This is a genomic window from Mesorhizobium shangrilense (genome assembly GCF_028826155.1).
GTDB lineage: Bacteria > Pseudomonadota > Alphaproteobacteria > Rhizobiales > Rhizobiaceae > Arvimicrobium > Arvimicrobium flavum.
The window spans coordinates 2,142,837-2,161,998 of sequence record NZ_JAQGPN010000001.1 but is presented as its reverse complement, the minus strand read 5'-3'; the positions used below and the strand labels follow the sequence as shown (position 1 = coordinate 2,161,998).

Genomic DNA, 19,162 nt, shown 5'->3' with positions numbered 1-19,162 from the left:
GGCCTAGCGCCTCCGGGTGCGCCACGACAGCTCGGCCATCATGCGCCGCATCTGCGGCGCCGTCTCCTCGGCCGCGGAAACCGGCATCATCGGCAAGCCGAGCTCCTGCTGCCATCGGAGCAGCTCTTTTCCGCGCTCCCTGGCGAATTCGATGATCCTGGCGCGCATGTCGCCGTGGCCGAACGGTAGCTCGGCCTGCAGGGCGCCGCCGCTCACCACCATCGCGCCGCTCTCGGGCAACTGCAGCAGGAACGGATCGTAGACCAGCACCGCCAGCACGTCGTTGCTCCTGGTCAACCGGAGCAACATGTCGCGCGTCTCGGCATCATGTCCATCGAAGTCGGAGATGACGATCACCAGATGGTCGTGCTCGGCCTGGCTTGCTGCCGCCCGCAAGGCGACGTTGAGCTGCGCGCGGCCTCGCAGGTCGGGAGCCTCGGCGTGCAACTCCCGGTTCTGCCGGACGACTTCGGTGAGAAAATCGATCACCGCGGCGCGGCTGCGATGCGGCCGGACCTGCACGACCTCATTGTCGTTGAAAACGATCCCGCCGACCCGATCCCCGACCGACAGCACGCGCCAGGCCGACAGCGCAGCGGCCTCCGCCGCCGCCACCGACTTCATCGACCGCTTGCTCCCGAAGAACATGTTCATGCGCTGGTCGATCACGATCAGCGCCGGCCGGTCCTTCTCCTCCGTGAAAACGCGGACGAAGGGTTTTCCCGCACGCGCCGTCACTCGCCAGTCCATGCTGCGGATGTCGTCGCCGGCCACATATTCGCGCAGTTCCTCGAAGGAGAGGCCGCGTCCGCGTACGCGCGACGCGTGACGACCGGCGAGCAGCTGGTGCCCCGGCTGCCTGGCCCACAGCCCCGGGGCACGCACGGCAGCTTCGAGCGCAACGAGGTCGGCAACGCAGACATATGCGCCGGCCTCGCCATCCTCGGTGCGGCGGGGCCGCGCCACGCCTGTCGATCTGCCGAGCGCGGACTGGGAGAGCGCCATCACCACCTCCCTCAGGACACCGCGACACGTTCAACGAGGCGGTCGATCACCTGGTCCGCCGTCATGCCGGACGCATGCGCCTCGTAGGAGAGGATCAGCCGGTGCCGGAACACGTCGTGGACGATTGCCCGCACATCGTCGGGCGTGACGTAGTCGCGGGTTTTCAGCCAGGCATGGGACCGCGACACCTTGTCGAGCGCCAGCGAGGCGCGCGGGCTCACCCCGACCTCGATCCACTTGGCAAGGTCGGCGTCGAGCTTGGCCGGGGTGCGGGTCCCATAGACCAGCGCGACGATGTACTTCTCCACCGGCTCTGAGACGGTGACGGCCGTGATCTCCTTGCGCGCGTCGAAGACCGCCTGCTGGGCCAGCACTTCATGCTTTGCGGCCGTCTTGGAGGAGGACGCTTCCTTCTCCTCGTTGCGCACCAGGCGCATGATGTCGCCTTCTGCGTTTTCGTCGGGGTAGCCGACCTGCACATGCATCAGGAATCGGTCGAGTTGCGCCTCGGGCAAGGGATAGGTGCCCTCCTGCTCGATCGGATTCTGTGTTGCCATGACGAGGAACAGCTCCGGCAGCGCACGGCTTTCGCCGCCCACCGTCACCTGCCGTTCCTCCATCGCCTCGAGCAGCGCCGACTGCACCTTTGCCGGCGCACGATTGATCTCGTCGGCGAGGACGAGATTGGCAAAGATCGGGCCGCCCTGGAACTTGAAAATGCCCTTGCCGCCTTCGGCCAGATAGACTTCCGAGCCGGTGATGTCCGACGGCAGAAGGTCCGGCGTGAACTGGACGCGCGACAGCTTCGCGTCGAGGTTCTTGGCGAGCGCCTTGATGGCGCGGGTCTTGGCGAGCCCCGGCAGTCCCTCGATCAGCAGGTGACCGTTGCTCAGGAGGCCGAGCAGCATGCGTTCGACCATCGCCTCCTGGCCGACGATCGACTGGTTGATGCGCTTGCCGAGCGCAGCGATATCGTCACGTGAAGTCATGGTTGCCTAGCCGCCTTCTGCGGATTCCCGCCAAAGTCAGTTGCTCTTCCCACTCTTGCTGTCTGACGGTTCCGCGACCAGCTTCTCGCGCGCTTCGACCATTGCAGAAAGCGCCGCGCTGTCGACCTTTGGATAGTTGGGGTCGATTTCCTCCAGCTTTTCGACGATGGTCGCGGCCACCACCAATCGCGTGAACCACTTGTTGTCGGCCGGCACCACATGCCATGGCGCGTGCTTGGTTGCGGTGTTGCGGATCGCATCCTCGTACGCGTCCATGTATTTCGGCCAAAGCTGGCGTTCCGCCACGTCCCCGAGCGCGAATTTCCAGCGTTTGTCCGGCTCGTCGATACGCTCCAGAAAACGCTTGCGTTGCTCGTCCCGCGACACGTGCAGGAAGAACTTCAGGATCGCCGTACCGTTGCGCGCCAGATGGCGCTCAAAATCGCGGATGCTGTCGAAACGGTCTCTCCAAAGATCGTCGCCGACCAGCTTGTCAGGCAGGCCCTGCTTATCCAGGAGGTCGCGATGAACGCGCACGACCAGAACTTCTTCGTAGTAGGAGCGGTTGAAGATTCCGATCTGCCCTCGCCCAGGCAGCGGCAAGGTCGCGCGCCAGAGGAAATCATGCTTGAGTTCGGTGGTGCTCGGCGCCTTGAAGGACGTAACCGCACAGCCCTGCGGGTTGACGCCGGACATCACATGCTCGATCGCGCTGTCCTTGCCGGCTGCGTCCATTGCCTGCAGGATGATCAGCAGCGACCACCGGCTTTCGGCGTAAAGCCGCTCCTGCAGGTCGGCGAGGCGCTTGGTGCCGGCGGCCAGCAATTCCTTGGCCTCGTCCTTCTCCAGGTCGAGGCCCAGCGTGTCGCCAGGATCGATGTCGGACAGGCGAAAATCGTCGCCGTCACTTATCCTGAAGCGCTTGACGACATCGCCCGAGAGCATCCTCTAATTCCCCGCAGGATAAAAGTAGAAGGACTGCTCGGCCCGCAGCGTGCCGTCGTTGGCGAAGACGGCCATACGCTCCGCCGGCGTGACGGATGCCGGTCCGCGTTCATTGGTCACTTCGGCGACGAAGTCGACGATAGCAGTCTTTGCTGCCTCTTCGTTCCTCGAGGGGCGCGGATCCTCAAGCGCCGTGCTTGCCGCATCGCCGCAAGACCATCCCATGATGGGAAAGCCAGCGGGGAGATATCGCGTAACGGCTCTTCTCGTCATCCAAAGCCTCCACTTTGTCCGGTCTCTCCGAGACGGAGGCAGGGCGATAACCTTCGCCCTGCCGTCAGACGCGCTGTCGACTGGCACGCCGCGCAACTGTCACGGTCACTGCTGACCCATCTCCTCGAAGTGCTTCTCGATCGACTTGTCCACCTCCTCGCGGATCTGGTCGATGCTGAAGCTCGCCGGCCGCTGGCTGGGCGGATAGTCGACGAAGGTCTGCAGGAATGCTGCGGAGTGCAGTATCCCCTTTACAAACAGGAAGTCGTTCCTGACCCGCCAGTCGTTATATTGGTCCGAAACGATATCGGCCCGCTCATAGGGGTCCATGCGCAGATTGAATATCTTTGGAACGCGCAGCGACGTGAACGGATTGGCCCATACGTCGAAGCCGCCAGGCAAGCGCTGTTCTTCGAAGACAATCTTCCAGTTGTCAAAACGAGTGGCGACGAGATCGCCATCGTCATTGAAGTAATAGAAGTTGGTCCGTGCGCTCTTTGGCGATTTGCCTGTCAGGTAGTCGAGCTGGTTGAAGCCGTCGAGATGCACCTTGAACTGCTTGCCATCGATCTCCGTGCCTTTCAGAAGCTGGTCCGTGATGTCGGCATTGCCGGCGGCGGCAACCAGAGTGGGAAACCAATCAAGGCCCGAAAACATATCGTTGGAGATTGAGCCGGGCGGGATGCGCCCAGGCCAGCGTACGAATGCTGGCACGCGGAAGGCGCCTTCCCAGTTGGTGTCCTTCTCGCTCCTGAAGGCGGTGGTAGCCGCATCCGGCCAAGACCACTGGTTCGGACCGTTGTCGGTCGTGTAGACGACGATCGTGTCGTCGGTGATGCCGAGATCGTCCAGTTCTTTCAGCAGCTTTCCGACGTCGTCGTCATGCTCGATCATACCGTCGGCATATTCGTTCCCGGGCATGCCGCTCTGGCCCTTCATCGAGTCGCGGACATGCGTGAACACATGCATGCGCGTCGTGTTCATCCACACGAAAAACGGCTTCTTGGCATCGGCCTGTTTCTTGATAAAGCCGATCGCCGCATCGGTCGTTTCGTCGTCGATCGTTTCCATCCGCTTGACGGTGAGAGGGCCGGTATCCTCGACCTTGCCGTCGGCGAAGCTGTGCAGCACGCCGCGCGGGTTGTATGCCTTCAGGAACTCCGGATCGTCCTTCGGCCAGTTCGCTTGCTCGGGCTCTTCCTCGGCGTTTAGGTGATAGAGGTTGCCGAAGAACTCGTCGAAGCCATGCTTGGTCGGCAGATACTCGTCGCGGTCGCCGAGATGGTTCTTGCCGAACTGCCCGGTGGCATAGCCCAGCGGCTTGAGCGCCTGGGCAATCGTGATGTCTCGGTCCTGCAGGCCGACGGTGGCGCCGGGAGCGCCGACCTTGCACAGACCCGTACGCAGGCAGACCTGCCCGGTGATGAAAGTCGAGCGACCTGCCGTGCAGCTGTTCTCGGCATAGTAGTCCGTGAACATCATGCCTTCCTTGGCCAGCCGATCGATATTGGGAGTGCGGTAGCCCATCAGGCCGAAACTGTAGGCCGAGATGTTGGTCTGGCCGACATCATCGCCGAAGATGACGAGGATGTTCGGCTTCGTCTGGTCCTGGGCCCACGAGGGCGCCGTTGAAGTCAAAGCGCTCGCCGCAAGCAGAATTGCGCCGATCTTGGATATCATCCGCATATGAATCTCCCTGCAATCCCTGCGCCGTGGATCGTGCCCGGAGCATGTTCCGCAGCGTCCACAGTCTATCGATCAGAGGCTGAGCCGAAAGTTGTGTAACGGTAACAACGGCCGCAGTTTTGGCCGATGTCGTCGCTTGGCGCGCTGTCGCGGGCGTCGCTTGTCCTTGTAAGACAGCCAGATCGAATAGAGGACGATCTCGCGTGCGGCCTTCGTGATCGAGGAAGAAGCGGAGTGCCCAATCTTCCTTCGGTCGGCCGGTGCACGATGGCCGCCGCACGGCCGGCGGGGACCGGCGATGCCTGGTCATCCTCGCGGCGCAACCGCAGCGGTCTGGGCGTCGCCCTGGCGGGGAAGCCGGCTCGCCGCGATCACGGCTCCGGTGATCGCGATTGTCACCACCGCGCCGATCCACGCCCCATAGAGGCCCAGCCCGACGATGAAGCCCGCCATGAGCGGCGAAGCGATATCCGTCACCGCAACCAGCGCCTGGCCCGTTCCCATCACCACCCCTTGCCGCTCCGACGGGACATGGACCGACAACGCCGCGAGATAGGTTGGCTTTGCAAGGGCGTCTGCGGTGCTGATGCAGAGCACGGCGAAGGCGAGGACGGGAATGGTGCTCGCCAGTCCGGCGCTGAGGAAGCCTGCGCAGAGGAGGCCGAAGATCAGCACGATCAGCCGGCGTTCCGAGAAGAACCTGCCGAGCCATCCGAGCAGGAAAAGCTGGACGAAGAGGTTGATGACCCCGTCCGCCGCGATGATGTAGCTGAACTCGCGCGGCCCGAGGGAGTGGCCGTTCCAGACAAACCTGTCGGCAAGGAAGATCGGAAGCTGCGAGGTATACATTCCATAAGCCAAGAAATGGCACAGCATGACGATGACGAGCACGCGGATGACCGGGTGGCCGGTGATCGCCCGCATCGAAATCCGTTCGCGGTCGCCTTCGCGTGCAGCCTGTCCTGCCACCTTGCCGCCTCTCAGGCCGAAGGCGGTCACGACGATTCCGGAAGCCGACAGGGCCAGCGCCATGTAGATCGGGGCGGTCAGCGAGATATCGGAGAGAACGCTTGAAAGGCCTGCGCCCACAATCGCACCGAGACCCAATCCGGCGTTGACGACGCCGATCGCCTGGCGTCGGGTCGCCGGCGAACTGTTGTCTGCGGCATAGGCGGCCGCGGCCGAGAAGTTGCCCGCCGTCAGTCCGAACAGGAAGCGCGCCAGGAGGACCGTGAAGATGCTCTGCGCAAGGGCGAGCAGCAGCAGGCTGACGACCGCCACGATCTGGCTGGCGAGAAGAACCCGCCGGCGTCCGAAACGGTCGGAGAGCTGGCCGAGCAAGGGCGACGCGGCGGACAGGCTGAGCGCTTCCGTGGCAAGCACGACGCCGAAGACCAGCGGACTCGCCCCCATCTCGCGAAGATGGAATGGCAGGACGGGCAGAACCGCCCCGATGCCCGCGGCATAGAGGGCGACGATGGCAAACAGCGGCAGCATCAGCCGCCAGTCGAGCCTGTCCGACGCGCCGGCCTCGTGCTTCGAACACATCCCGGCGCTCACTTCGATTCCTCTTCGAGCCGACCGACGCCCAGATGGCCCAGATATCTTTCGAGCTTCATCGTCCGCTCTGCGCCGAGCATCAGGAACGCTCCGATATAGCCGTCCGGGCGGATCAGCACGCCCTCGCCCGGCGCCAGTTCGTAGGCATCGCGGACGTGTCCCCAGGCGTCGATGACGTCGCCCTGCGCGCCGATGTGGCGGACATGCAGCCCAGGCCTGGGCCCGACCGTCTCCCCTCCCGCCTCATGGATGAGCAGCGTCCAGTGCGTCCCCCTGAACAGCTGGAACAGCCGCGACGGCTGGCCAGCCGCGCCCATGACCGGGGCGTCCGGCGCACGGTCGCCGGGACGCAGCCTGCCGCTGCGCTCGGCCAGCTGCCTGGAAAGCGGCGAGTCCGGATAGCCGATATCGAGCTGGCGCACCTCGCGGCCCCGGCGCATTTCCCCCGCTCTCTGCGCATCGAGCAGCCTGGACGAAAGGCCGAGCACCCATTCCGCCACCGGTCGCCGCTCGAACTCATAGGTGTCGAGCAGGAGATCCTCGCCGCCGCCGAGCACGGCGGCGAGTTTCCAGCCGAGATTGTAGGCATCCTGCACACTGGTATTCAGGCCCTGTCCGCCTGTCGGCGGATGGATATGGGCAGCGTCGCCGACGAGGAACACCCGACCGACCCGGTAGCTATCGGCAAGCCGCGCGTTCATCGCATAGGCCGAAGCCCAGGAGACCCAATGCACCTGGATGTCGCTCCGCCCCGTCCGCTCGCCGATCATCCGTCCCAGCCCTTCGGCCGAGAGGTCCACGTCGCCGTCCGGCGGAATGGGCGCCTGAAGCTGGAAGAGATCGGTTCTGGCCAGCGGGCAGATCACGACCATGCGCTCCATGTCGCCATCGTTGAACTCGTGCCACGCATCGCGCTCCAGCCCGGTCAGCGCCACATCCGCCACGATCGCCCGCACGCCCAGCGTCTTGCCGGGGAAACCGACGCAGAGCGCGTCGCGTACGAAGCTGCGCCCGCCGTCGGCCCCGACGAGATAGCGGGCGCGGACGGTTTGCCCGCCATCCGGTCCCGCAAGGCGGGCCATGACGCCGTCCTCGTTTTGCTCGAAGTCGACCAGCTCGCATCCGAATTCGACCTCGTGGCCGAGTTCGGCCAGCCGCTCCCGCATGATCTCCTCGGTGCGGAATTGCGGGATCATCAGCGCGATGTAGTAGGGCTCCGCCGGAGTCGGATCCGGCCGCTCGCCGATGTCCTTCTCGGCATGGCTGCCGTCATCGCCATAGGCGCGCACCGGCGGATAGATGCCGCCGGCGGCGACGACCTTGTCGAGAATGCCGAGGTCCTCGAAGATCTCCTGCGTCCTCGGCTGGATGCCCTTTCCGCGCGAGCCCCGGAAAGGCCCTTCCCGCTTCTCGATCAGCCGGAAAGACACGCCGCGCCGCGCAAGCTCGATCGCCAGCGTCAGGCCGGATGCGCCCGCCCCGCATATGAGCACATCCGCCGTGAAACCGTTTGTCATGGCCGCCTCCTTATGTGTAATATGCACATAGTAGGAGAGTCGGAATGCCGTCAAGAAAAAATGTGAAAAATACACATATCGAGAGCCGTCAAATTCGTGCGCTTCACGCTGCGCTGATCGACATCGTCAGCCTCATGAACCGGCCCCAGCGCGACGAAAGCCTTGTGCGCGAAGCCGGCATCTCCCTCGACCGCGCCCTGTTTCCCCTTCTGGTCGGCATAGAGCGCGTGGGGCCGATCGGCATCGTGGAGCTCGCCGACCGCGCCGGCCGCGACTACACCACCGTCAGCCGTCAGGTGGCAAAGCTGGAAAGCCTCGGCCTGGTCGAGCGCCGGCAGAGCACGGCCGACCGCCGCGTGAATGAGGCCGTGGTCACGCCGAAGGGCAAGGCGATGACCGACAAGATCGACGCCGCCCGCGAGAGAAGCGCCCGCGCCATCTTCGCCAACTGGGATGCCCACGACATCGACGAGCTCGTGCGGCTCATGCGCAAGTTCGCTGAGGCCGCAAAAGACGAACCGGAAAGCCCCGCCGCACCCTGAATTGTCGCCCAACTCACTTTGCGGAAGGGAGCTTCGCGCAGGTGCGGGCGGTTAGGTTAGTATTTGGCCTGGCGCGAACTTCGCTCCCTGTTGAACCTGACTCTCGATTGGAAAAGCGGCGCAACGGCGAGCCGCGTTTCAACGAGCCGGTGGGGGATGAGATGAGCGGACTCCACGATCTTACCGCGGGTCAGAATCGCCAGATCAGCGGCACCACGAAGACGGCCACGACAAAGAACCAGATCAAGAGCGGCAATCCGAGTTTCCAGTAGTCTCCGAACCGATAGCCGCCCGGGCCCATCACCATCAGGTTCGTCGGTGTGGCGATCGGCGTGAGGAAAGCAGCGGCCGCCGCCACTGCCGTGCTCATCAGCACGGGCCGCGGCGAGACCCCCATCGTGGTGGCGGCAGCAACCGCGACCGGTATGACGATCAGCGCCGTTGCCGTGTTGCTTATGAGTTGCCCCAACAAGGCTGTCAGCACGAACAGGCCCGCAAGTAGCGCAATCGGACCGGCGTCGCCGACAATCTCCACAAGCCCGTCGGCCAGGAGCTTTGCGGCTCCAGTCTCCATCATGGCTGTGGATAGCGGCATCATCGCTCCGACGAGGATCACCGTCGTCCAGTCTATGGCCCGGTAGGACTGCTGGACCGTCATGATGCCCGACAGGATGATGGCCCCCGCCGCAAGCAGACCCGCTACTGCCGGCGGAACGATCCCCGTGGCAAGGAGAACTACCATCGCCAGCAGGATGGCGGTTGCCTGGCGTGCGCCCGGCCCCATCGGCACGGCCTGCCTGCGCACGAGATCCGGCGAATTGACGACCAGCACGTCGGGATCGGCGAGATGGTTGTCGAGAGCCTTCCATGTCCCCTGCAGGAGCATGGTGTCTCCCGCTTGCAGCTCGATTCCGCCCCGCTGCTTGCTGGCATCGGATTCGATGTCCGCGCCGCCGCGCTGCACGGCCAGGATGATGAGGTCCCCGCTTTCGGTGACCATGCCGGGAAAAACGCTATGGCCGATCAGCCCCGATCGCGGCGGAATGACGACTTCAGCGAGGCCGGAACTCTGATTGAACAATGTCTCTTCGCCGGCTGACTTGGCCTCTTCCCGAAATGCGAGATGTTTCTCGCCAGCGAAGGCTGCGGCCGACACGCTATCGCCGCGGAGCAGCAGATAGTCGCCTTCGGCAACGATCGGCCTGCGTAGCGGAGCAGCTGAATCCCCCTCCTGCACGGCGACCAGTTTCAGCTCGGGATAATCGGCGAGATCAATTGCCGAGGGAGGAGAACCGGCAAGCGGGGAGGTTCGGCGCACCCGCACGCGGTAGATGCCGGTGGCGAGACCGTACTGCTCGACCAGCGTCTTGGCATGGCGGCTGAAATCTGCCGGCATCGTGGCCCCGTTGCGTTCAGGCAGGAGCCGCTTTCCAAAGAACAGGATGATGGCCATGGTGCCGGCCAGCGCCGGCACGCCTGCCAGCGCGAACTCGAAGAAGGCGAATGCGCCCACCCCGGCGTCGCTGGCGGCGTCGGAGACCAGCACGTTCACCGGAGAGCCCGTCAATGCGAGCTTCGAGCCCGCATGTGCGGCGAAGACCAGCGGCATGAGCAGCTGCGAGGAATTCCACCTGAGCCGGACAGCGATGACGACCACCACCGGGAGCAGCGCGGCAACGGCGCCGTTGACGCTGATCAAGGCCGTGAGCAGCGCAACCAGGCTCATGGTCAGCAGCAATAGCCGCGTCCGGCTTTGTTCCCCGGCTCCTGCGATCAGGAGCTGGCCGGCCCACGCTGTCACGCCGGTGGCCTCGAGGGCGGCGCTCACCACGAAAAGCGTCGCAATGAAGATGACGGCGGGGTCTCCGAAGCCGCCGAGCGATTGGCCAAGTGTCAGGACACCGGTCGCCCATAGCGCCAGCGCGGTCGCCATGGCGATGACGACGACAGGCAGCCTGTTCCAGACGAAAAGGACGATGATGGTGGCGATGATGGCGGCGGTGTAGGCTATCGGACTCAATCGCTCGGCTCCTCACATACCCAGCCCAGGTCTGAAATGATGGTCACCCAGCAATAGGTTTCCGATGAATTCCAGCGCGGCGCCTCCGCGCTCGAGGTCACCCACGGGCCGATCGCCTTCAGTCCTCCATGGTCGCCAAAAGAAGGCCGAGGCGGCAGCCTTTCTCGTACTCGGCGAGGTTCACATATTCCTTGACCGTGTGGATCTCCGCCTGGCCGGCTCCAATCGTGACGGTCGGGATGCCGTGTTTGTCGAGCCAGTTCGCATCCAGCCCCCCGTTGGAAAACAGGAGGTTGGGTTCCATCCCGAGCATCTCAACCGCCTTTTTGGCGCGCTGGACGACCGGGGAGTCGTGCGCCAATTCGAAGGGCGGATAGGAGGTCTGCTGGAGGAACGTCACCTTCGCGGTGGCGCCGTTGTCGTCTTTCACCTCGGCCTGCGCCCGAGCGAAGGCGTCCTTGTAGCCATTGGCGATCCTGATGGCGAAGGCAGCGTCCGGGCTGCGCGCCTCGCCTTTGATGAAGGCGTAGTCGGTGACGACATTGGTGGCGTCGCCCGCGGGCTTGCCGTCCTCGCCGCCGAAAATCCCGACATTGCTGGTACCGTGTCCATCCGGCTTCACCACCTTGCCGAACCAGCCGTCGCGTCTGGCTTCGACAAGGGCGACCGCGCCGACCATTGTCGCCGAAATCCCTTTCTCCGGCGCGACTCCGGCGTGGGACGCGCGACCCGTTATCTGGACTTCCCAGTTCTCCTGCCCGACCGCTCCCACGATCAGATCCGAGGCAAGCTGCCCATCCACATTTATGCACATGACCGGGCCGCCCAGCTCCGACGGATTGAGCTCCCGGGCGCCGTGGAGGCCGCTCTCCTCACGCACTGTAAAAAGCAGCGTGATCGGGGGGTGTGCAATGTTGTTCTTGATGAGCGTCTCGGCAAGCACGACCAGGAGGGCGACGCCAGTGCGGGCATCGCCGCCGAGCGCCGTCGTGCCGTCGGAGACGATCCGGTCACCCTCGCGTCGCGGCTTGGCGCCGGCACAGAGTGCTACGGTGTCGAGATGGGTGGAAAACAGCAGGTGCGGCCCCGGACGCGTGCCCGGCAGGTTCACGATGAGGTTGCCGGTTTCGGTCGGCAAGGGGATGCGCTTGTTGGCGTCATCGAACCGAATGGCCGAGGCTGGCACCCCGGCATCCTTCAGGGCGTTGCTGACCGCGGCCGCAATGTTGGCCTCCTGGCCGGTCACGCCCTCGACCGAGAGGAAATTGATCAGATGCTCTTCCGCAGCCGCGATATCCAGTGGGGGTGAGTTCTGACTCATGACATCCATCCCTCTTGCAGTTGGGTCGGCCTTTCGGCCGCTGCCGTCACAGTCCCCATGGTAAGCCCAGGGCCTTCCACAAGGCGAACAGGGCGGTCCACAACACGAACATCCACACGACATAGGGAAGCATCAGCGAAACGATGGTGCCGACACCGGCGGTCCTGTCGTACTTCTGGGCAAATCCGACCACGAGCGCGAAGTAGGCATTGAGCGGCGTGATCGCGTTCATCGGAGAATCGCCGACGCGATAGGCCGCAAGAACGGCCTCCGGCTCGACGCCAAGTTGCATGAGGAGTGGGACGAAGACGGGTGCGAAGATCGCCCATTTGGCGATCGCTCCGGTCAGCAGCAGGTCGATGATCGCCACCACCACGATGAACCCGAGCAGCAGCGGCAGCGCACCGATGTTGGCGGCCTGCAGGATGTTCGACAGGCTGAGCGCCATTACCGTGCCGATGTTGGTGAAGGTGAAGTAGGCGACGAACTGGCTGAGCACGAAGAAAAGGAAGATCGTTCCGCCCATGCTTTTGATCGACTTCTCGATCGCCGCGATCACCTCGGAAAGGGTCCGCAGGGTGCCGGCGCCGATGCCGTACGCCCAGCCTGTCACCAGGAACATCAACACGACCAGGGTTATGAGGCCGTTCATGAAGGGTGAATTGCCGATCAGCTCGCCGGTCGTCGGATTGCGCAGCGGGCCCCAGGACGGGATCGTCAGGAGACAGAAGACCGCGACCAGGCCGAGCAGGCTGTATCCGGCAAAGCGCAAGCCGCGCGACTCCTGCTCGCCGAGCATGTCGCTCTGATCGGTCGTGGTGCCCTCGGCGGCATTCTTGGGATCATAGGCTCCGAGCCGGGGCGCGATCATGCGGTCGGTGATGACGGCGACGATGAGCGTCAGGAACAGCACGGACGCGAAGGAGAACCAGACATTCGACGCAAGTCCAATCGACCTGTCCGGGTCGACGAGACGGGCCGCATCATTGGTGAACTCGACCAGAACCGCATCGAGTGGCTTGATCAGCATGTTGACGCTGAAGGCGGAGGCGACGGCGGCGAAGCCTAGGGCCAAGCCGGCAAGCGGATGCCGCCCGACGGCCAGGTAGGCAATGCCCGCGAGAGGGATAAGGACGAGATAGCCCGCATCCGCTGCAATGCTGGAGAGGATGCCGACAAATGCGAGGATGTAGGTCAGCGCCCAGCGCGGCGAAACGGCGACAAGCTTGTGGATCAGCGCCGTGACCAGGCCCGACGCTTCGGCGACGCCCGCGCCGATCATGGCGGCGATCATGAGGCCTACGGCGGTGAAGGCCATGAAGTTTGGAACGAGCGACGCATAGATGAAGCGAATGCCCTCGGCGGTGAGCAGGCTGCGGACCTCCGTGCTCGCCTCCTCGATCTCATGCGTCTCGGGATTGATGACTTCATAGGTGATCGACGCGCCGAACGCGCCCAGCAACGCCGACAGCACGATCACTATGGCGATGAGGATGAGAAAGATGATCACCGGATGGGGAACCATGTTTCCCACTTTCTCGACGCCGTCGAGGAAGCGCTGCATGGCAGTCTTGGGCAAGGCGTTCGCGGTTGTCATTTCCGATCTCCCCTTGCTAAAAATATCCCTGCGCAACGCACTAAGGAGAAAGGGGCCTCCCGACGAACCCGTGATCACGGTGCTTCGCCACGGCCACGGCGCCTAAAGAGTTCGCCGGTGCCAATGGGCACACCAAGGCGCGCCCTGCCCGGCTTTGTTTGCAATCAGTTTGGAAGTGGGTGCTTCCGCAAGCTCCGTTTTCGCAATCGTCTATCGCGGCCCCAGCGACGGTCACTCGGAACATGGAGGCGTCCTCCTGAAGACCGAAGCGCCGATTTTCCCACGCGCTTCCCTTCATTAGAAGTAATGTAACGGTAACGACCGCCAACATTCTTGACGGGCTCTGCCCGATCGCCTGAGCGATCCGACGGACCCGGGACCGCAGAGTACATCGCCTCGCGAGCCACTGGACGAAGAGGCGATGCGTGAGGTCGCGGCGGTCAAGCTCCGGGAGTTGGTAGCGGCGTTCAATTTCCTCAGCGACTTGCCGCACAAGCGCTATAGGCGACGTAACCCGCTTCCTCGAAATGGGGTCTCTGGCCGCGGATGAATGTGTGCAGCAGCGCGGCGTTCGACCGGCCTGCGAGGGCGATCGAAGCAGTCAGCAGATCAGCGCCTTTTCACCAGGCGGTTGTAGCCGGAAATCTTGGCCGCGCGCGAGCAAGCTATGCGAGGTTGTGGAAACCCGCTTGGCTCAGGCGACGTCCCGGTTGTCGTTCCCGACACCCCGAGGTTGCGGAAACTCTCCGAACAACATCTCATATCCATAGGGATCATAGTAGCGCATGAGCCCCTGCATGAACTCCTTCGGATCGACCTTCAGCACCTCGGCCCAAAGCTTGTAGCGGTCAGGTGGCACCCGGCCCCTGCCGTTTTCTATCTGCGAAATGAAGGTGTAGTAGTCTGTTCCTACCGTTATTGCGAAAGCGCGCTGGGTAAGCCCCTATTGCTCACGCAGACTCCTAAGCCACGCCCCACCATCACGGCGAAGTAGATGTTCGACGCTCTGCGTGTTGATGCTCATCTGCAACGCCTCCCCCTGCACTCATTTTCAACCTACGATCGTTTGCTATCACCCTGCAATTTACTTGTACAGTGTAATTGACAGTTACCTTCGGTTGAGCGTAAAGGAGTCGACCGGATCGGACCCTAATCGGTCCGGTTGTAACCTTCTCGAGGAGAAATCATGGCAACTCTGGCCGAATTGGATGCCCTCATTGATGGCAATCCCGATGCCTTTGCCGGCATCGCAGCCGCTTACGAAGTCTTGCTGGGCGGCGTTCCCAGCGTCGACGGCTTCATGTTCCTGATCAACAACGCGCTTGAGACGAATTACGGGTCCAACAACCCGAACATCGTGTTCAACACGGAAAATATCTTCATCAACAGCGTCAACGCGCTGTTCCAGGGCAACCCGGCCGCAGAGGCGAAGTTCGACGCCATCACCGCCGGCGCCGCCACCCTGCAGGACCAGCTCGTCGCCATCTACGAGGCCTATGTGCCGGCCGAGCACCAGACGGCGGAAGGCCTTGCCTTCTTCACCCGTGCGGAAGCCCAGGCGTTCTTCACGGGCGTGGCTGCCGAGCGCGGCGTCGCCGGCGAAGACGGCGCTGCCGTCGTGGGGCTGGCCTCGCTGCTCAAGATGCTGGTCGCCAACGACCAGGGCGTCGGCGATGCCATCAACGACCTGAAGGCCGCCATCAATGACGGCTCGGCCAACCTGCCGGAGACCAGCGACGTCTTCATCCCGATCGAGACCGCCGACGGCGCCAAGTACGACAACGACGACCCGGCTCCCGGCAAGACGCTGACCGTCAACGCCGACACGCTGTCGGGCGAGGTGTTCAACGCGCCGCGCGCCTTCACGCCGGGCGGCACCGACCAGATGAACACGCTGAACGACGACGACGTGCTGACCGGCACGGGCGCCCACAACGTGCTCAACTTCACCTTCGTCAACGACGCCGACACCGGCGACAACGACATCAACGCGACGCTCAACAACATCAACGAGATCAACGTCAACGTGCGTCTCGATGGTGATGGCTACCTGGATCTGCAGGACACCACCGGCCTGAAGAACCTCAACGTCGACGGCGTCGACGGCAACTGGTTCGAGGCTTACAACATCCAGTCGGCCGCGGACCTCGCCATCAGCGTGTCGAACTCCAACGACGAGAACAGTGATGTCGGCTTCTTCTTTGTGAACAAGGCCGTCAGCGGCGATGCGGATGAGGTCAGCCTCACCCTCGACACCGTGACCATCGACGAGCTTTACCTGCAGAGCAACGACGGCTCGCAGGGCATCGAGAAGCTCAACCTGGTCTCGACCGGCGACGGCAACGATGTCCACGACATGTATCTCGAGGAACTCGAGACTCTGACCATCACCGGCGATGCTGAACTGTCGCTTGGCGAGAGCTTCGATGTCACTCGCGGAAGCGATCAGGTCGAGGCGTTCGTTTACGACGAAGCGTTCGAGAACGTTGCGGGCTCGTTCACGACGCTTGACGCCTCCGGCCTTGACGCCGCTATCGAGATCAATCTCGGCGACGAAGTCATTGCCGACCAGGACGGCACTTCGGGCACCGAGGTGGACTTCTCGTTCACCGGCACCAAGCATGACGACACCATCCGTCTGCTGAACGGCATGGACAGCGCCAACGACAAGATCGACGGCGGCGACGGCAACGACACCGTCCAGGTGTTCGCAAGCGTCACCAAGGGTTCGGTCACGGCGGTCGAGAACCTCGATATCCGCGGCAATGGAGCATTCGGCCTCCACACCGTCACGGTCGACACGTCGCTGTTCACCGACCTCGAGAGCGTGATCCTGCGCAATGAGTCGAGCGCCTTCGGCAACGTATCCCCGGGCGACGTCAACTTCGTCCTCAACAAGCTGTCCGCCGAGGTTGCGGCTGATCTGGTCATCCAGCACAGCACGACCGGCAGCAACGGCGTGGGGCAGAACACGATCACCGCTAACCTGGCAGCCGACACCGCGTCCGACCTCGTCGGCGTGACCATCGTCGACCAGGCTGACGGCGAAGTCCGCGGCATCAACATCGATCCGCGCTTCAACTTCACGCTGAACGCGGCCAAGGTCGAGAACGTCACCCTCACCGACAACGACTCGGAGTCCAACAGCGTCAGGATCGCCTCGATCGCCGACGTCAAGGGCACGATCACGGTGCTCGGTGAGAACCAGGCCGGCAAGTTCCTCAACCTCGACTCGACGTGGAACATGCTGGATCTTGACCAGAGCGGCGGTGATTCGGACGGCACGGGCATCTGGGACGCTGGCAACGGCGCTGCGGATCGCTTCAGCGGAGAAAAGGTCGATGCCTCGGCCTACACGGGCGACCTGATCGTCCGCGTGTCGAACAATGCGGCCGTCGCCAATGGCGGGCAGACCATCCTGGGCGGCTCGGGCGACGACCACATCATCTTCGACGCCCTCAACAACACCACCGCCGGTCTGTCGATCAGCGATAAGGTGAACGGTGGCGATGGTGACGACACGCTCTACCTCGACGGTGACGGCAAGCTGATCAACGTCAGCGCGTCGGAGTGGACCAACGTCTCCAACATCGAGACCATCCACCTCGTCGGCCAGGGCGGCGGCGGCACCAATCTGGCCACCGCGCCGGGCGCCAACGACGCCTACGGCAAGAACAGCTACAACCTGACGCTGACCAACGACCTGATCGCCAGCAACGGCGTGGCGGTCACCGGCGGCCGTCTGATCCAGATCGTCAACGACAACGATCCGGAGAACGACGGCTCGGGCTCCGCCAACGAGGGCGTGACCATCGATGCACGCAGCCTCAACGCGCAGTCGAACTTCAGCTATGACGGCGAAGAGTTCTTCGGCGAGACGGCGGACCGCTTCATCATGGCCGACGCCAACATGAACGGCCTGGCGCAGATCGACGGTGGCGCGGCTGCGCTGAGCAACGCGGGCAACTCCGACGTTCTCGAAGTCCGCAACTCGGCCGTCGTGACCATCGGCGACCTGGCTGGCGTGTCGAACGTCGGCACCATCGAGTTCACCAACGACCAGGCTGCGACGCAGACTGCCGTTCTCGAACTCGACAACGCGACTGTCGATCGCCTGGTCAACAGCACGCAGGAAGCCTCCGCAACGACCGGCGTCGAGACCCTGAACGTCTCTGCGCACGACAACCCGCTGGTTGCAGGTGCTGACACGGTTCTGAACCTCGACGCGTCGCAGATCACCAACGCCTACCTGTCTCTCAACGTGACCGGTGGCGGATCGGCCGACACGATCACTGGCGGTGCCGGTGCTGATACGATCGACGGTGGTGAAGGCAATGACTCGATCAATGCCGGTGGCGGCAACGACGTCGTCATTGGTGGGGCCGGTGCGGATACCATCACCCTCGGAGCTGGCGACGACGTTGTCATCATCAATGAGGATGACACGGACGCTCAGGCAGCGCTGGCGGCTTCGACCATTGACACCATCACGGACTTCAACGACTTCGGCGTCGACACGTTGGACTTTACCGGCGGTCCGACTGCCGGCCCTGCTGGTAGCGTCGCGAACTACGCTGAGGGTGTTGGAGCGGCGGACTATGCGGCCGCGTATGCCAACGCAAGCGCGGCATTCAACGCAACAGTACTCTACTTCGCAGAACAGGTCGGTGCTGATGTCTACGTCTTCTTTGACCAGAACGGTGGCGGCTTGGCAGATGAGGTCGTTCGCTTGGCGAACACCTCGCTGGCACAGATCGACTTCACGTCCATCGTGTAATTGATCGATACGTCAATTGGGCGGGGGCCTTCGGGCCCCCGTTTTTTTGTCCGAGCATTCTGCCAAGCGGAAGGAGCGCGCCAACAACAAACGGCCGCGCATCCGTCAGGAAAGCCGACGGTCGCCAATGCTGCAAAGAGAACCGCGGAGAAAGCGCCAACGAGGCCAAAGCGCATCACGTGCTCGGCCGCCGAACGCACGCAGGGACTCAGGCGCGCCCGCTGCACGCATATTGGGCTCCGAGGGGGAAAGCGGATAGTTTCTGTTCGACCCTTTGAGCAAGATAACCGGCTGTGGGCAGCAGCAGGAAATGCTCGACGCGGAGCTCCTTGAAGCCCGCACCACGAGCGAGCGCCTTTGCCTTGCGGGCAGTAAGCAGGACCGCCCCCTTGTCAAAGGGGCATCGGAAGACCGCGAGGCGCGTCAAGGGATTGAACGGATTGTGCTCGATAATGCAGGCAACTCCGCCCAGACGCAGCACGCGCCGCGTTTCGTCGAGAAATGCTGGCCAGGCCGCCGGCGGTACGTGGTGCAGAACGCAACTCGCCAACGCGAGGTCGAACGTCGAGTTGGCATAGGGGAGCCGAGACGACGTGCAGAGTGTGTACACGTTTTCGGGATGATCGCGCTGAGCGCGATCGATGGATTGTTCGGATACGTCGCAGCCGTTCAGGCTGTCGACCATTCCCTCCAGATGCCGATGCAGCGAACCGACCCCGCAGCCAATATCCAGCAGGTTGAGGCTCCTTCCCTGCCGCCGCAGGCCTCGCTCATGGATAAGCCGCCGCAACAGATTGGCTTTGGCCTTCAGGAAGAAGTCGTGGCCGAGACCAGAGAAGCGGATCGATTCGGCGACGGTCTCGCCGTAGCTGGATGAGTATTCGTCGAAGGGTTCGGCCATGAGCCCGCTCTCCGGGTGGGCAGGAAGGG

The 19,162-nt window shown here is 63.4% G+C and carries 14 protein-coding genes; 2 read left to right on the top strand and 12 right to left on the bottom strand.

The window, feature by feature from the left end; all coding sequences use genetic code 11:
• Positions 1 to 3: 3 nt before the first annotated feature.
• The 7 genes from PD284_RS10550 to PD284_RS10520 form a co-directional block, all read right to left on the bottom strand.
• Positions 4 to 1,005: a DUF58 domain-containing protein gene (locus tag PD284_RS10550; RefSeq protein WP_274628154.1), complete on the bottom strand. Its 1,002-nt coding sequence runs from the start codon at positions 1,003 to 1,005 to the stop codon at positions 4 to 6.
• A gap of 11 nt (positions 1,006 to 1,016) precedes the next feature.
• Positions 1,017 to 1,994 carry an AAA family ATPase gene (locus PD284_RS10545; RefSeq protein ID WP_274628153.1) on the bottom strand — a complete coding sequence of 326 codons (978 nt, stop codon included), beginning with the start codon at positions 1,992 to 1,994 and terminating at the stop codon, positions 1,017 to 1,019.
• Between the two features lie 36 nt (positions 1,995 to 2,030).
• Entirely contained in the window at positions 2,031 to 2,939 is a 909-nt protein-coding gene (locus PD284_RS10540; protein WP_274628152.1) for a polyphosphate kinase 2 family protein, read from the bottom strand.
• Between the two features lie 3 nt (positions 2,940 to 2,942).
• Positions 2,943 to 3,212: a hypothetical protein gene (locus tag PD284_RS10535; protein WP_274628151.1), complete on the bottom strand. Its 270-nt coding sequence runs from the start codon at positions 3,210 to 3,212 to the stop codon at positions 2,943 to 2,945.
• Positions 3,213 to 3,317: 105 nt separating this feature from the next.
• Entirely contained in the window at positions 3,318 to 4,898 is a 1,581-nt protein-coding gene (locus PD284_RS10530) for an arylsulfatase (RefSeq protein WP_411956193.1), read from the bottom strand.
• Between the two features lie 306 nt (positions 4,899 to 5,204).
• On the bottom strand, positions 5,205 to 6,446 hold the full coding sequence (locus PD284_RS10525; protein ID WP_274628150.1) for an MFS transporter: 1,242 nt from the start codon (positions 6,444 to 6,446) through the stop codon (positions 5,205 to 5,207).
• 8 nt (positions 6,447 to 6,454) lie between these two features.
• A complete protein-coding gene (locus tag PD284_RS10520; protein WP_274628149.1) occupies positions 6,455 to 7,975 on the bottom strand; it encodes an FAD-dependent oxidoreductase in 1,521 nt (506 codons plus the stop codon).
• 44 nt (positions 7,976 to 8,019) lie between these two features.
• On the opposite strand from PD284_RS10520, the gene PD284_RS10515 reads away from it, so the two are divergent.
• On the top strand, positions 8,020 to 8,517 hold the full coding sequence (locus PD284_RS10515) for a MarR family winged helix-turn-helix transcriptional regulator (protein ID WP_274628148.1): 498 nt from the start codon (positions 8,020 to 8,022) through the stop codon (positions 8,515 to 8,517).
• 190 nt (positions 8,518 to 8,707) lie between these two features.
• Here the strand turns inward: PD284_RS10515 and PD284_RS10510 are convergent, their stop codons facing one another.
• From PD284_RS10510 to PD284_RS26880, 4 genes are all read right to left on the bottom strand, one after another.
• Entirely contained in the window at positions 8,708 to 10,537 is a 1,830-nt protein-coding gene (locus PD284_RS10510; protein ID WP_274628147.1) for an SLC13 family permease, read from the bottom strand.
• A gap of 118 nt (positions 10,538 to 10,655) precedes the next feature.
• Positions 10,656 to 11,858, bottom strand: coding sequence for a M20/M25/M40 family metallo-hydrolase (locus tag PD284_RS10505; RefSeq protein WP_411956192.1), 1,203 nt, complete (start codon positions 11,856 to 11,858; stop codon positions 10,656 to 10,658).
• A 46-nt stretch (positions 11,859 to 11,904) separates the two neighbouring features.
• On the bottom strand, positions 11,905 to 13,455 hold the full coding sequence (locus PD284_RS10500; RefSeq protein ID WP_274628145.1) for an AbgT family transporter: 1,551 nt from the start codon (positions 13,453 to 13,455) through the stop codon (positions 11,905 to 11,907).
• 694 nt (positions 13,456 to 14,149) lie between these two features.
• Positions 14,150 to 14,314: a hypothetical protein gene (locus tag PD284_RS26880; protein WP_338036646.1), complete on the bottom strand. Its 165-nt coding sequence runs from the start codon at positions 14,312 to 14,314 to the stop codon at positions 14,150 to 14,152.
• A 327-nt stretch (positions 14,315 to 14,641) separates the two neighbouring features.
• Between PD284_RS26880 and PD284_RS10490 the strand changes: the two genes are divergently transcribed.
• Positions 14,642 to 18,232 (top strand): beta strand repeat-containing protein, encoded by a 3,591-nt coding sequence (locus tag PD284_RS10490; RefSeq protein WP_274628144.1) that lies wholly within the window; start codon positions 14,642 to 14,644, stop codon positions 18,230 to 18,232.
• Positions 18,233 to 18,440: 208 nt separating this feature from the next.
• Here the strand turns inward: PD284_RS10490 and PD284_RS10485 are convergent, their stop codons facing one another.
• Positions 18,441 to 19,133, bottom strand: a complete 693-nt coding sequence (locus tag PD284_RS10485) for a class I SAM-dependent methyltransferase (protein WP_274628143.1) — start codon at positions 19,131 to 19,133, stop codon at positions 18,441 to 18,443.
• Positions 19,134 to 19,162: the final 29 nt, after the last annotated feature.

Coding starts and splice junctions, on each gene's coding strand:
- PD284_RS10525 (WP_274628150.1), bottom strand. CDS start 6,446: ATGTGTTCGAAGCACGAGGCCGGCGCGTCGGACAGGCTCGACTGGCGG.
- PD284_RS10550 (WP_274628154.1), bottom strand. CDS start 1,005: ATGGCGCTCTCCCAGTCCGCGCTCGGCAGATCGACAGGCGTGGCGCGG.
- PD284_RS10515 (WP_274628148.1), top strand. CDS start 8,020: ATGCCGTCAAGAAAAAATGTGAAAAATACACATATCGAGAGCCGTCAA.
- PD284_RS10485 (WP_274628143.1), bottom strand. CDS start 19,133: ATGGCCGAACCCTTCGACGAATACTCATCCAGCTACGGCGAGACCGTC.
- PD284_RS10500 (WP_274628145.1), bottom strand. CDS start 13,455: ATGACAACCGCGAACGCCTTGCCCAAGACTGCCATGCAGCGCTTCCTC.
- PD284_RS10540 (WP_274628152.1), bottom strand. CDS start 2,939: ATGCTCTCGGGCGATGTCGTCAAGCGCTTCAGGATAAGTGACGGCGAC.
- PD284_RS10545 (WP_274628153.1), bottom strand. CDS start 1,994: ATGACTTCACGTGACGATATCGCTGCGCTCGGCAAGCGCATCAACCAG.
- PD284_RS10535 (WP_274628151.1), bottom strand. CDS start 3,212: ATGACGAGAAGAGCCGTTACGCGATATCTCCCCGCTGGCTTTCCCATC.
- PD284_RS10530 (WP_411956193.1), bottom strand. CDS start 4,898: ATGCGGATGATATCCAAGATCGGCGCAATTCTGCTTGCGGCGAGCGCT.
- PD284_RS10490 (WP_274628144.1), top strand. CDS start 14,642: ATGGCAACTCTGGCCGAATTGGATGCCCTCATTGATGGCAATCCCGAT.
- PD284_RS10520 (WP_274628149.1), bottom strand. CDS start 7,975: ATGACAAACGGTTTCACGGCGGATGTGCTCATATGCGGGGCGGGCGCA.
- PD284_RS10505 (WP_411956192.1), bottom strand. CDS start 11,858: ATGAGTCAGAACTCACCCCCACTGGATATCGCGGCTGCGGAAGAGCAT.